Here is a 14,350-nt window from a genome sequence, read left to right as displayed (position 1 = left end):
GATGGCTCCACAATATTCCCTGATTTCAGCCCCATATTCTCCAGTGCCTGATACATGGAACGGATCACGACTGGCGGTGTATAAAATGCAGTCAAGGTAGACTGTCTTGCCGCCTCATATTCTTCTTTCGTCAATACAATTTTCAGTTCCAGATATTCTGTTTCCCATGCAGATTTATTTCCATCAAAAGCGTCCGATAAGCCTCCCCACCCTACATAACCAGATAAAATCTCTTGTTCCTCCGGTGTAGCATAACGGTTTTCTTCCTCACATTTCTTCAACAGTTGGATTGCCATAATGTTCGCCCGGAATTTCTCCTTTGCACTTCCTTGTCCCAACGTATCGTCTGTAATCTGAAACTGGTGACGCTGTGACTGTGGAATTTCAGGGTGAAGGTCAAATGTCTGAACCTTTCCCTTCGGCATGGATTTTTTCCATGCTGGGGAAAGGTCTGGAGATATTTCTTTTTCGGCTGGTAACTCCAGTTCCTGTAAGGATTCCTCTTTCTGCTCTGTTACTTCCTTCTGCTCCGTTGGGAGTTCTTCCACTTTCGGCATTTCTGTTTTCTTCTTCAGATGGTCATTTGCGGGATTTTCTCCTACTTTGCGTTCAAACTCCTGACGTGGCATTTCTTCCGTAAAGAGCGGATACATCTGATTCCGCAATACAACCACATCATCAGAAAGGGTTACGATTTCATAAGCGTCCATGCCGATATAGACAACCGTATCTCCCTCATAATCATAGGGCGTATTCATAGACGGAAGGTTGCCTACTTGTTCAATAAAATCCTGTACTTCCTCATACTGTTCGTCATCCAGTTCCAGCTCTACATGGTCTGTCACTTGTTCCGTAGCAGGTTCTATGAAAACAGATGATGATACTTCTTCTTTTTCGCCTATTATTGGTGTAAACAGACTAAATACTCCGTTGTGATAATCCCTCAGTTGTTGATAGGCTTTCTGCATAGACGCATAGTTCCTGTCAAAATCCGCAGTATTTTCAAGCACCTCTAACATTCCGGATAATAATTCTTCTATCCTCTCCGGGTTATTCAGTTGTGGTCGGATTACTTTGATTGCATCTGTGATATACATTCCACTTTCGTATGGACGTACTACATGCTCCGGCTGATTCGTATAAAAGTGATAAATTCCCTTCGCAATCACACCTTTTTCATATTCCGGTATATACTCCAGTTCTTTCTGCGACATATAGCGGTCAGAGGCAATCAACTCATCAATCCGCTTTGCAACTTTCTCCCATTTCCATAAGACTTGCTCTGCGTCCTCTCCAAAACCACGGCGCAATTTCAATCCTTTTGCATCATGATCTTCTCCGATCCCTGTCCCGATCAAGACTGGATCATGACCACCAGTTCCATACTCTTCTTTCAGAAACGCGGCTTTTTCTTGTACCGTATGCCCTTGCAAAAAGAAAGAGTAAATCCGAAATTTCCCCTCTGAAAACGGGCTGCCACTTCGTAACGTATGGTCCATCATTTCCTGCGGAATAGAAAAAGCAGAGGACTTTTCCTCTGCTAAATCATCTAAAAATACCAATTGTCCATTGACGGTAGGAAGCGGTTCTGCTTTATCCTTAAGTTCCCCCATCAGACGCATTCCCTCAAAATATTCTGCAATCACACCCCAGTCATAATAGCCTTGTGCTGTGCGTGAAAGATAACTCCCCTCCCATATATGCATCACATTTTGATAGGTCTTATAACCGACACGCCTTCCATCTTCCAAATCAATCTCTGTGTATTCCGGATTAAAAATACTTTTGATATATTCCTTTCTCCTGTTACGATCCTCAGTCTTTTCAAAAAATCTCTGAATTTCTGTTTTCTCTGCTTTTAAGTGCGGTGTCGTAAGCAGAAGTTCTTTTATATCCTCATCCTTATGGAAAAATGGCAGGCTCTTATCTTCTTTGCTTCTAACGTACCATTCTAAACGTAAATCAGTTCCTTCATCACGATCTCCTCCGCCGACTGGCGGATATTGTTCATCCGTCCTACCCACATCATCGAATCGCTCGCTTTCAGTTCCTCCGTCACATTCTGTGCTGCTTTCATCTCTGTTGTAATCTGCTCCATCCGGTTCTGCGCTGTTTCTTGTATCTCCATTAGGTGTGATTTCAGTTTCCCTTGTGTCATCAGGCTGATGAACAGTCCGTAATGGTTCTCCCACAGATACGTCCTGCGAAGGGAGCCATACTTCCCAACGTGTCCTTCCTGCTCGTCCGGTATAGTCAGATTCGGAATCAAATAATCTCCGCTTTACTTGAGTTAAAGACAATGTTTCGGGGAAGTGCCGCAACTGGCACATTCCCCCTGCCTACTTAATCAATTTTCCCCACAAAACGGTAGTAAATTTCAATGTCCCTCACTGTTTTCCCATTTTCATCTTTCCATGACTGATGGACAACGATTTTCTCAATCAGTTCATTCAAGAGCGGGGCGGTAAGCTCATCAATGGCACTGTATTTCTGGATAAGCTCAACCCACCGTTTTGCATCATCGGTTTCTTCCTTTGTTTCTTCCATTCTTGCTGTTATCGTCTTGACCGTTTCATCAAGCTGTTGCTGCTCTGTGCGGTATTTGACGGAAAGCATGGAATAGTTTTCTTCGTCAAGCAGCCCTTTCACCCTGTCCTCATACATCTTCGCAAAAAGATTGTCCAGCTCCTGCCTGCGTTTCTGTGCCTTTTTCAGCTCCTTTTCGGCGCGGGCATTCTCTGACCGCCGCTGCTTCTCACTGCCCTGCAGCAACCGTTCCAGAATGGCGTCCTCATTTTCCTTTACCGCCATCAGCCAGAATTGTAACCTTCCGAGGACAAACGCATACAGAATCTTATAAGGCGTGTAGTGCATGGTGCAGAAGTTCCTGCCATATGCGGAATATTGGGTGCAGCGGTAAAAACGCCCCTTGTCCTTTGTGTTTGCTGAGCCGAGTGTCCACCCGCATTCCCCGCACCTTAAAAGCCCTGCGAAAATCTGCGGCTCATCGTCTTTGCGGCTCCGTTTCCGTGAATTGACGTGCGTCTGCACCAATTCCCACAAATCCTGCGTGATAATCGGCTCCTGCGGCACTTGTCTCTGCGGCTTTGATTGCAACCGGAATCACCGTCTGATACACTTTAATGAATCTCCCGTAATTCTCCTTCAGACTGCTTTCTGTGGCTCGTGCAAGATTGGTACGCATATCTGCCAACGTAAGCAGCACACCGTCCACTCTCAATGAGGGATTGATTTGACGCTGTACTTTCTTAATAGTCTGGATTAACTGTGTCATACCTTTTAAGGGCAGATAATGAGCCTGAACAGGTACAGCCACACTATCTGCTGCGGCTAATGCGTTAATCGTCAACATTCCTAAACTCGGCATACAGTCAATGAGAATATAGTCATACTGCTTTTTCAATGGCTCAAGACAGGTTTTCATCGTAGTCTCCCGGCTCATGGCATTTACAAGCAACATTTCCATACCGGATAACTCAATATTTGCCGGAATAAGGTCAACACCCTCCTCATGGTGCAAAATACCCTCTCCTGTATCCATTGGTCTGTCACGGATAATATTTTCCATGTGCGTTGTGAGTGTGACCGGAAGATTATCTTGGTCAGCCCACCCTAAAGAAGTAGTCAAGTCACCTTGCGGATCAGCGTCTACCAAAAGTACCCGCTTTCCCTCATTTGCCAGTCCAACACCGAGATTGACTGTAGTGGTCGTTTTTCCAGTACCGCCTTTCTGATTTGCAATGGCAATCACTTTACATTTTGATGACATACTCTGTGAGTGCATTACGGATTCCTCCTTTCCTGAAAAATTTAATAGCCACTCCTTGGTGGGGAATGGCTATGTACGAAAATTTAGGCATAAAAAACCGATTGATTCTCGTTGTGAAAACCAATCGGCTTACCAAAAATTTTTGATTTCATTATAATGTCATATCAGTCAAACCCTCTCATTACTCTGTCATATTCTCCAGTCCCAAAATCGTCTCCTTGCTTTATTTTCAGATTAAAAAGATTTTTATAACTTCCTACAAAATATCTATCACGAGTAAATCTTTCCCTAATAAGCCTTATATCTATTCCCAATTCTAAAAGCACTTCCACTCTAAAAAATACTTTGTAGCAAACAATTACCCAATAAATTTCATCCATACTTAATATTGGATTTTTTGTATGTGATGCATGTGTATAAACATCTCTATCATTCTTAATATTGCTCAACAATGTATGTGTATGGCATTCTCTAAACTCGTTATTACTAAGCCCTGATAAAGACATTATAGCTCTTTTGGTTATTTTTTGAATACATTTGCTGAAATTATCTCCATTATTTGTACAATACTTCTTTATAAATTCTCTATCTTCTTGGCTATTAAGCTTACAAAGAATCTCTTCCTTTCGTTTATCAAATTTTTCCTGCTCCTCGTCACTAACATTGTTTCTTTCCATACCTTCAATGATTTGCATTACCTTTAAAAACTTATTTGTTGTAGAAATTCCAACATCATCATCTAACAACACCTGTTTATATGAATCAAATGCCATTCTCTTAATATTAATCAATGAATAAAACTTGTTGACTGCAACATCCAAAAATGTTGCAAAATCAGATACTTTAAATAGACTTTCTCTTACAAACGATCTACTATCATAACCTTTTCTATTAAAAACAATAAGGTTATCTTTAGGAAAGTTACAATTTCCCAAATAATCAAATCTTTTATCATCTTTAAATAATATAACTTGGGTAGTTGTAACTAATTCACCACTTAATATTTCCAGAAACAAAATCATATTATACAGGTTTTCTTTTATTGTATCTATTCCTATTTTTTCCTTTGACTGGTATTGAATTTGGCTCTTTATACCAAACCTAATTTCTGAATTTCTTCTGTTGACATCATGAAAAGCACAGAAAGAAAAGCCTGACTTTGAATGCAATTCCTTAACTTTCGCTTTTATATCTAAAGACATCTTTGCATCATAAAATTTCAAACTATCAATCTCCTCATACGGAGTTAATCCAATTAATTCTGTCCCCTCTGTAATACTACAAGAAAAACTATCAAATACAAATTCTTCAATACTATTTGCACAGTTTTCTACTCCCCAGCAAACATCGAATGCCTCCACTGTCACCTTAAAATAACAACATTTGAAATCTTTTTCTGTTTGTTTTCCCTTCATTTCTCTAAACATAAATCTTCTTGCTGTTACTTGACTATTATCTGTCTTTAAACTTATTATTGCATCTTCCAACTCTCTTATTCGTATACTTACTTCCCGTGATACATCCATTATTTCTATTATTACACGATAATTTTCTAAAACGCTTATTTGTCCTTGATAAGAGCATTCATGTTCACCAATATGGGTTATTATACAACTCTCTTTATAATCCTTAAATGCTTTCATTTTTTCCTCCAAAACCAAAATTAAACTTTTACTTTATAAACATTCAAAATATTTATATCTTCTTACTTTCGCACATAAATACTCTTCATATTTTACACTACTACATATACCAGAAAATCTAGCCTTATAAAAGATGGGATTCCATATTTAAATTATATACGCTTCAACAGTAAGGTCTTTCCATTGGCAACCTCGCAAGTAGCCACCATTTGCCTTACGAAAAGCCTTTGCTTGCTCATAATCTATCCTAAATTTAAAGGCTAGATTGAAAGTCCTACCTATTAACGATAGCCGCCTGTGCTGTTCTATCCATACTGTTTCGTCCGCAAAATCCATATCAAACAGCACTCAAAAACATCAAATATCACGCTTTTTCACTTCCAGACAAACTAGGACACAAAATACTCTGCCGAGTATTCATTCTCCCTTTTTCCAACATTATAAATCATCCCACATCTTTCATCAATCCATATTTTTCATGCGATAACTTATGATAATTTGGGGGAAGATACACAATTTTATGTTCAAATTTGGGGGATAGCGTTATCCCCCAAAAAAAGATGGCACGCAAACTTCTCCCTTTTCTTCGGAAGAAAGAGGCAAACTTTAAAACAGCAGTTGGGGGAAGGCTTTCCCCCAACTTTGATGATAAAATACGGTAATTTATGATAAATTATGAACCTGCCCTAAAACCACAAAAAACCCCTGAAAATGCCCGTTTTACGGGATTTTCAAGGGTTCTAAAAATCTTTTTGCTTATAAGTTTACTTTCCCATCTGTGCCGCAACTTCAGCCGCAAAGTCTTCGTTCTTCTTCTCAAGACCCTCTCCGGTCTCAAAACGGATAAATCTTTTCACTGACATATTGGCGCCAGCCTCTTTTGCCACCTTCTCTACATACTTGGCAACTGTCAGGTCGCTGTCCTGTACGTATACCTGGTCCAGCAGGCAGATTTCTTTCATCTCCTTGTTGAGACGTCCGATAATCATCTTCTCGATAATGTTGTCCGGCTTGTCAGGATTCTCTACTTTAGCCTGGGCAAGCAGAATCTCTTTTTCATGGTCGATATATTCCTGTGACACTTCATCACGTGACGTATACTTCGGAGACATTGCAGCAACCTGCATAGACACGTTCTTCAGGCATGTTCTGATGTCATCGTTGACAACATCTGTATCAGCTTCTACAAGAACACCGATACGTCCTCCGCCATGGATGTAGGATACGACACATCCGTCCGTCACTACTTTTTCAAATCTTCTGATATTCAGGTTTTCGCCGATAACAGAGATTTTTTCTGTGAGGGCATCTTTCACCGTCTTAGATGTATCTTCCTTCCATGCCTCAGCCATGAACGCGTCCATATCAGCCGCGTCCGTGCCGACTGCCTGTTCTGTCACTGCTTTGACAAATCCCTGGAACTCGGCATTCTTTGCCACGAAGTCTGTCTCGGAGTTCACCTCTACGATTGCCGCTGTCTTATCGTCTTTTACCTCGGCCATGACAAGACCTTCTGCTGCGATACGTCCGGCCTTCTTCTCTGCTTTGGCCTGTCCGTTCTTCCTCAGGTATTCTACTGCTTCATCCATATTGCCGTCTGTCTCGTTAAGAGCCTTTTTGCAGTCCATCATTCCTGCGCCTGTCATCTCTCTTAACTCTTTTACCATACTAGCCGTAATTGCCATCTTATCGTCCTCCATCTACATTATAGTCAGGAAGTTCCCTTCCTCTGAATTAGTTTGCTTCTGCTGATTCCTCGTAAGCGTCTTCGCCTTCTACGTATTCTTCTTCGTATCCGGTTGCTCCCTGGTTAGCTTCGATTACAGCATCTGCCATCTTGGAAACGATTAATTTAACTGCGCGGATAGCATCATCATTTCCTGGAATCACATAATCCAGCTCTTCCGGGTCACAGTTCGTATCAGCGATTCCGATAAGCGGAATGCCAAGCGTATGTGCTTCCTGTACGCAGATTCTTTCTTTCTTAGGGTCGACTACAAAGATTGCATCAGGCGCTTTCTTCATCTCTTTGATACCGCCAAGGTTCTTCTCAAGCTTCTCCCATTCTTTCTTCAGCTGGATAACTTCTTTCTTAGGCAGCACATCAAAAGTTCCGTCTTCTGACATTCTTTCGATTTCTTTCAAGCGGTTGATTCTGCTCTTAATCGTCTTGAAGTTCGTGAGCATGCCACCGAGCCATCTTTCATTTACATAAAACATTCCACAACGTTCAGATTCAGTCTTGATAGCGTCCTGCGCCTGCTTTTTCGTACCTACGAACAGGATGGATCCGCCTTCTGCCGCGATATCAGAGATTGCCTGGTAAGCTTCGTCTACTTTGCCTACAGACTTCTGTAAATCGATAATATAGATACCGTTTCTCTCTGTGTAGATGTATGGAGCCATCTTAGGGTTCCATCTTCTTGTCTGATGTCCGAAGTGGACACCTGCTTCTAAAAGTTGTTTCATTGATATAACGCTCATGTCTTTTCCTCCATTTGGTTTTCATTCTTCCGCATATTTCTTTTCTGTAAGACCGTCTCATCTGAGCTTAGGCACCGATACAGACAACCATATGCGTGTTTTTTTGCGACTGTTGTATATTACCACAAAAAGCCTGTAAATGCAAGGGTTTTCTTGCATTTACAGGCTTGATTCTACATTTTCTGAAGATATGGATATCCGTCCCGCTCTTCCTGATTACCAGTAACGTCTGACTCCGAGGACGGTCCTGTAGTTCGCGGGGCTGCTGATCTTGATTCCGCCGGCCGGATATGGCTTGCTGTTAGATGCGTGGACAATCTGGTTGCCCCCTATGTATATCGCGACATGGTCGCTGTACACGATGACATCGCCTGGAAGTATATTAGAATATGATACTGCCTTCCCTCCGGCGAGCTGTCCCCATGAATCCCTCGGTGTCGAAATGCCGAACAGCTTGTGTACGGACTGTACGAAGCCGGAACAGTCGGCTCCGTTTGTCAGGCTCGTGCCGCCATAGACATAAGGATTGCCTACATATGTACACGCTTTTGACGCAATCTGCTGTCCGAGAGACGCATTGCTTGGCTTATTCGTACTGTTGCCGCCGTTATTGTTGGACGGCTTGTTCGTATTGCTGTTATTATTCGAGGGCTTGCTGGTGTTATTGTTATCTGAAGGTTTGCTCGTATTGTTGTTCGTATTGCCGGACGGCTTCGACGTTCCGCCGGTGCCGGCGTTATTCGTATCTCCCCCGGTTGATGGCTTGCTGCTGCCGGCTGGCGCTTCATCTGTTCCGCCGTTATCGATGGAGGCGGTCATGTTTTCCGTGTCTTCTGTCAGCTCTCCGAGCTGCTCGGCTGCTTCTTCCTTCGCCGCGGCCAGCTGTGTATCAAAGTCGGCTATCTGGCTTCTCATCTCGGACAATGTCCCTTCCAGATTCGTCTGCTGGCTGCTCAGGTCTTCTGCCATAGCCTCCATCTCAGCTTCGCCGGATTCCAGTTCCTCTTTCAGTGACGCTACCTCATTTTTCGTATCAACATACTCCTTGAGCATCTTCCTGTCGTAGGAATGTACTTTCTGCACGTACTCCGCCTTATTGACCAGGTCGGAATAGCTCTTGGCGGATACGACCGTCTCAAGAAAGCTCGTATCGCCCTGTTCATACATGTACTGTATGCGAAGCTTCATCGCCTCATACTGCTCCTGCTCCTTTTCGCTGGCCTCCTTATAATCGCTCTCCGCCTGAGCGATACGCTCTTTCTGACCGGCCATATCCTGCTTCAACGCGTCAAACTGTACCAGAAGGCTGACCAGCCTGGCATTGACATCCGCAGCCTGAGCTTCCACCGCCTGCTTCTGTCCCTCCAGATTATCAACACTTTCAGGCGCCGCCATTACAGGAGCTGCAACTAAAGAACTCATCACTAAAGTAGTGATGAGTGCCTGTCCAAATCGTCTCTTCATATTCTCACCCATCCTTATTAATCATTGTACGGCAGAAATTCCTATCTCCTGTCGCTTTCTCTCATACGCCCCCGCACATCTAAGGTCAGAATACTACATTTTTCTATTTATTTCAATATATTTACAGAAATTTCCAGCTTTTTCCTACCAATATCTTGCATAACCAACGGCTCTTACGTTGCTGACCATGATATTGGTTCCGGTCTGCTGCGCCTCGATCATCTTGCCGTTGCCGATATAGACGCCTACATGCCCGGGCTTCCAGGCGATATCTCCCGGCTGTGGATTGGATACTTTCTTTCCGGCCGCATACTGCGCCTCAGAGTTTCTCGGAATTGAGATTCCCGCGACACGGTGCGCATACTGGACGAGGCCTGAACAGTCTAGTCCTACTCCCGGTGTCGTGCCTCCCCATACATATGGCACACCGAGCTGGCTGTACGCGGCGCTGACTATCGCCTGTGCGACAGATGTATCTCCCCGCCCCTGATAGGATGGCTGAGATGTGGATGGCTTGCTTACGCCGCCTCCGGTGCTTCCTGCGCCTGCTTCTCCTGACGGCGTCTGTGCCGTCTCCGGCTGCCGTGCCTGCTGCTGTCTTGCCTCTTCCTCTTTCCTGCGTTCTTCGGCGGCTTTTTCAACCGCGGCCTGTATCTCTCCGTCGAGGTTGGCAATCTCTGCCTGCTTGCTCTCGAGTGTCGCGTCAAGGCTGTCCTTGTCCGACTCGAACTGCTGCTGCATGTTTTCCATGCTGGCCATCTCTTCCTCCAGCGTATCCTTAAGGTCAGCTACTTTCTGCTTCGTCTCCACATACGCTGTCAGCATCTGCCGGTCATATGTATGTACATTCTGGACATATTCCGCCTTGTTTACAAGATCTGAAAAGTTCTTAGCGGATACAAGCGTCTCTACAAAGCTTGTGTCTCCTTCCTCATACATGAACTTGATGCGGAGCTTCATGTCTTCATATTGTTCTTCTTCCTGCTTCTGAGCTTCCTTTAAATCATCTTCCGCCTTTGTAATCTCTTCACCCTTTTCTATCAGATCACTTTCCAGCTGGCTGATCTTCGACACAAGTTGTGTCAGTTCCTCCTGAAGGGAACCGACTTCACTTTCGGCTGCCGCTTTATTCTTCTTCAAATCGTCCACCGTCGGTTCTGCAAATACCGGCGTCGCTACGAGCGCGCTCGCCACGGACGCTACGATGACAGCCTGGGTCAGTCTATTCTTCATATTTTCACCTTTCCTGTAAAATGCACTTTTTTATCTGCCGTTGTTCCATATTATATACCCGCTGCACTACTGGTGCTTTTCAAGATATACCTTGCCAAATTTTCATATACTCATGTAAAGGATACTATATATTGTTACTGTATTCAACACTTTTCTGTAAAATGCGACAGGTAAATTATAGAACAGCTGAAAGTTCCGGTATCAAAAAACGGACCGGTCGAACCGGTCCGCTGTTGCTTTGCTAAAAAATTCTTCTGACACATTTGATAGGCCTGTATGTAGCGCTGCTGATCTTGATTCCGCCTTCTGGATACGGTGCAGAATTTGATGCATGCACGATGCTGCCCCCACCGATGTAGATACCGACATGTCCGCCGTAGAAAATCAAGTCTCCGGGCTGAGCCTCTGAGTAGCTCACCGCTCTGCCACAGGCTTCCTGCGCGGCATCGTTATGAGGAAGCGACACTCCGAACGCTGCATATACTGCCATCGTAAAACCAGAACAGTCTGTTCCGTTCGTCAGGCTGCTTCCGCCATATACATATTTATTGCCCACGAACTGGCATGCATAGTTCGCAACCGCTGAACCGCTGCCGCCGGATGGCGGTGCATAATGTTTGTCATCGTTACCGCCGCCGTTCCCTGAACCGCCTTGGTCTGTGGCACCTGCATCCGCATCATCCTGTGCATTGCCGCCTGCTTCTCCCGCTGCCTGCTGCTCTTCCACCGCTGCCGCCAGCGCATCCTGGATGCTCTGATCCAGCTGTGCGATCTGAGACTGCTTGGAAGAAATCGTGCTGCTTAAGGATACTTTCTCTTCCTGCAGAGCAGCCTGTTTGGACTGCATATTTTCAACTTCCGTATCCAGGCTGTTCTTCAACGTCTCAACTTTTTCTTTTGTCTTAATATATTCTTCGAGTTTCTGCTTATCATAACTGTGCACGTTCTGCACGTATTCCGCTTTATTGACCAGATCGGAAAAGCTCTTTGCAGATAATAGTGTCTCTACAACGCTGCCGTCCCCTTCTTCATACATATACTGGATACGGAGCTTCATGTCGCTGTACTGCTGACGCTCCTGATAGGCCGCCTCTTCCAGCTCTTCGTTCGTCTTCACTACCGCTTCCGTCTTTTCCTGCAGCTCAGCTTCCAGTGACGTAATCTTCTCCAACGTAGCTGACAATTCGCTCTGAAGGGCATTGACCTCGCTCTCGGCTGCCGCCTTGCTGTTCTCCAGATCGTCTACCGACGGTTCTGCAAACACCGGCGTTACAACCAGCGCCCCCGCCAATAATGAAATAGTACACACTTTACACAGTTTCCTCATAAGTCTCTCCTTAGTCTAAGTATTTCCCCTTACCAGTAACGTCTGTACCATGGTGAACCATATACATTCGCTACCCTAACTACATCCCCTGTGTGTGGTGCATGAATCATCTGTCCATTTCCTATATATATGCCAATATGGGTTCCGTAACATACCAGGTCTCCCGGCTGCGGGCTGCTGACAGCCTTTCCGCCGCCTCCCTGCACCTGTGATGTACGTCCGATACTGATTCCCGCTACTCTGTGGCAATATTGCGTTAGTCCCGAACAGTCAAGGCCTACTCCCGGTGTCGTGCCTCCCCATACATATGGCACCCCGAGCTGGCTGTACGCGGCGCTGACTATCGCCTGCGCTGTAGCGGTATTTCCTGTACCGGTATAGTCGATACCGGAGGAACTGCCTCCGCCACCGCCGTTTCCACTGCCGGAACCGCCGCCCGTACCGGAACCGCCGCCACCGTTATTGTCTGCCGCAGCCGCCTGGCGTTCCGCCTCCTGCTGTCTGGCAGCCTCTGCTGCCGCAGCTTCTGCCGCCGCCTGTATCTGCGTGTCAAAATCTGCGATCTCTGACTTTTTCGTCTCAATCGTCGTGTTCAATTCATCTTCTTTGCTTTCATACTCAGACTGCATACCCTCCAGACTTGTCTTTTCTTCCTCCAGAGTAGTCTTTAAATCCGCAATCTTTTTCTTTGTATCCACATATTCCTGAAGCTTGTCACGGTCATAGTCATGTACGTTCTGTACATATTCGGCCTTGTTGACCAAGTCTCCGAAATTTTCCGACGTTACGATTGCCTCTACCGCGCTCGTATTACCTTCTTCATACATGAACTGGATACGGAGCTTCATGTCTTCATACTGCTGCTTTTCAAGTGCTTCTGCTTCCTTCAGGTCCTCTTCCGCCTTTGTAATCTCCTCCCCTTTGGCAATCAAATCTTCCTCCAGCTGTCCGAGCTTGTTCAGCAGATCTGTCAGCTGGCTCTGCAGTGAACTCACTTGTTCTTCCGCTGCCTTCTTGTTCGCCTTCAGGTCATCTACCGACGGTTCTGCGAACACAGGCGTTACAATCAAAGAACTGGTCAGCACTACCGTCACCAACGTAGCTTTCAATCTCTTCATAATAATCATCCTTTTTACTTATTTTAAACTCCCTCATTCGTCTAACATAGACATAGTACCCCTACATCTAGGAATGATTATACCTTATACTGCCAAATTTTGCAATAAAATTTAATAATTTCGTAACATTTATCTTCATAGAATATTAAGGTCCGCTTCTACAATATATTCACTTCCGGCTGCTTCTGCCATTATCATGCATAAAAAATCTGGCAGCTTATACAGCCGCCAGATTCCCATTTTCACCCGGTTTGTTTGGATAATCCGGTCTTTCTTCAATTCTCTGTATGAAGACGAACATCGTTGCCGCTACTGCCGCACATACGACTGTGACGACCCCTATCCTCATGATATCCGCTGCCAGCCAGTCAAGCAGCTCATACTTCGTTGCCAGCACCGAGAATATGTTCATGACTACATGGGCAGCCACAGGTGCCTTTATCGAACCATATTTTTCATAAATATATGCCAGCATCAGGCCGAGCACAAAGCTGTAGATCAACTGCACGAGGTTCACATGCAGTATTGCGAACACGACAGAGGAATATATGGCTGACTGCATATATCCTGCCCTGGCCCTCAGGCGTTTGAACATAAGCCCTCGGAATACAAGTTCCTCACAGACCGGCACCAGAATTCCAAGACAGATGATCTGAATCAGCAGAGGCGGCGTATACAGTATCTCCATCGTCTTCTCGTAAGAACCGCTTATGGCGGATACCCCGCTGATTGCAATCAGGTTGTTCAGCCCCCAGCACATCGCCACCGACATCAGAAGCACTGCCCCGTATTTCCATATAGGCGCTTTCTTGTTCGGAAGTATTCCTGACACCCGCTCCTTCACCCTGTCCTTGTGGAAAAGTATAAGCATGACAGGTATGGTGATGAATGCCGCTATCCCTTCGATAGCCGTCAGCCATTTCATGAACTCCTCAAGTATGGCATTATACAGGTTCATCATCTGCTCCTGATTCTCCATCGCTTCCATAGCCGCGTCATAATGCGCTGACATATATAAGAAAGAACACACCATAGCACCGGCCATCATCGTGGCGAACGCGATTCCCCACTTGATGAGCAGCGGCCCCCACAGGCGCATGAACCGCTTGCCGCCGCTCTCAACAGGTACCGGCGGTGTTCCATTTTGCTGCTGTTCCATAATAAACCTCACTCGTATTATATAGTAGTAGTGTTTATAGACCCTCTCCAAGGTCTTGATACTATATTTTCATAACCATTCTTTACCTTTTCTATAGGTACGGTTATGATATATAAGATGCTGTGGACTGGT

General features: G+C 45.0%; 11 protein-coding genes and 1 pseudogene. All 12 read right to left on the bottom strand.

The window, feature by feature from the left end; genetic code table 11:
* Positions 1-2,024, bottom strand: a pseudogene (locus tag E1963_RS18715) (hypothetical protein); the annotation flags it as partial.
* Positions 1,952-2,269: a TnpV protein gene (locus tag E1963_RS18710; RefSeq protein WP_132281460.1), complete on the bottom strand. Its 318-nt coding sequence runs from the start codon at positions 2,267-2,269 to the stop codon at positions 1,952-1,954. The pseudogene E1963_RS18715 and the gene E1963_RS18710, both read right to left, overlap by 73 nt.
* A 74-nt stretch (positions 2,270-2,343) precedes the next feature.
* The gene (locus E1963_RS18705) at positions 2,344-3,051 is read right to left on the bottom strand and encodes a DUF4368 domain-containing protein (RefSeq protein ID WP_243117809.1); all 708 of its coding nucleotides are present in this window, start codon (positions 3,049-3,051) and stop codon (positions 2,344-2,346) included.
* Positions 3,005-3,790, bottom strand: coding sequence for a ParA family protein (locus E1963_RS18700; protein ID WP_243117808.1), 786 nt, complete (start codon positions 3,788-3,790; stop codon positions 3,005-3,007). Before E1963_RS18700 ends, E1963_RS18705 begins: the two co-directional genes overlap by 47 nt.
* 164 nt (positions 3,791-3,954) lie before the next feature.
* Entirely contained in the window at positions 3,955-5,433 is a 1,479-nt protein-coding gene (locus E1963_RS18695; RefSeq protein WP_132281454.1) for a HEPN domain-containing protein, read from the bottom strand.
* Between the two features lie 764 nt (positions 5,434-6,197).
* Positions 6,198-7,118 (bottom strand): translation elongation factor Ts, encoded by a 921-nt coding sequence (tsf, locus tag E1963_RS18690; RefSeq protein ID WP_132281451.1) that lies wholly within the window; start codon positions 7,116-7,118, stop codon positions 6,198-6,200.
* A gap of 49 nt (positions 7,119-7,167) precedes the next feature.
* On the bottom strand, positions 7,168-7,917 hold the full coding sequence (gene rpsB, locus E1963_RS18685; RefSeq protein WP_049729535.1) for a 30S ribosomal protein S2: 750 nt from the start codon (positions 7,915-7,917) through the stop codon (positions 7,168-7,170).
* A gap of 216 nt (positions 7,918-8,133) precedes the next feature.
* Complete coding sequence (locus tag E1963_RS18680; RefSeq protein WP_243117807.1) at positions 8,134-9,381, bottom strand: C40 family peptidase; 1,248 nt, start codon at positions 9,379-9,381, stop codon at positions 8,134-8,136.
* Between the two features lie 144 nt (positions 9,382-9,525).
* Positions 9,526-10,614: a C40 family peptidase gene (locus E1963_RS18675; RefSeq protein ID WP_132281445.1), complete on the bottom strand. Its 1,089-nt coding sequence runs from the start codon at positions 10,612-10,614 to the stop codon at positions 9,526-9,528.
* Between the two features lie 241 nt (positions 10,615-10,855).
* Complete coding sequence (locus tag E1963_RS18670; RefSeq protein ID WP_132281442.1) at positions 10,856-11,941, bottom strand: C40 family peptidase; 1,086 nt, start codon at positions 11,939-11,941, stop codon at positions 10,856-10,858.
* Positions 11,942-11,970: 29 nt separating this feature from the next.
* The gene (locus E1963_RS18665) at positions 11,971-13,068 is read right to left on the bottom strand and encodes a C40 family peptidase (protein WP_132281439.1); all 1,098 of its coding nucleotides are present in this window, start codon (positions 13,066-13,068) and stop codon (positions 11,971-11,973) included.
* Between the two features lie 208 nt (positions 13,069-13,276).
* On the bottom strand, positions 13,277-14,218 hold the full coding sequence (locus E1963_RS18660) for a CPBP family intramembrane glutamic endopeptidase (protein ID WP_132281436.1): 942 nt from the start codon (positions 14,216-14,218) through the stop codon (positions 13,277-13,279).
* Positions 14,219-14,350 lie beyond the last annotated feature (132 nt).

The sequence above is a fragment of the Extibacter muris genome (assembly GCF_004345005.1).
Taxonomy (GTDB): Bacteria; Bacillota; Clostridia; order Lachnospirales; family Lachnospiraceae; genus Extibacter; species Extibacter muris.
This window is presented reverse-complemented; position numbering and strand designations above follow the sequence as displayed.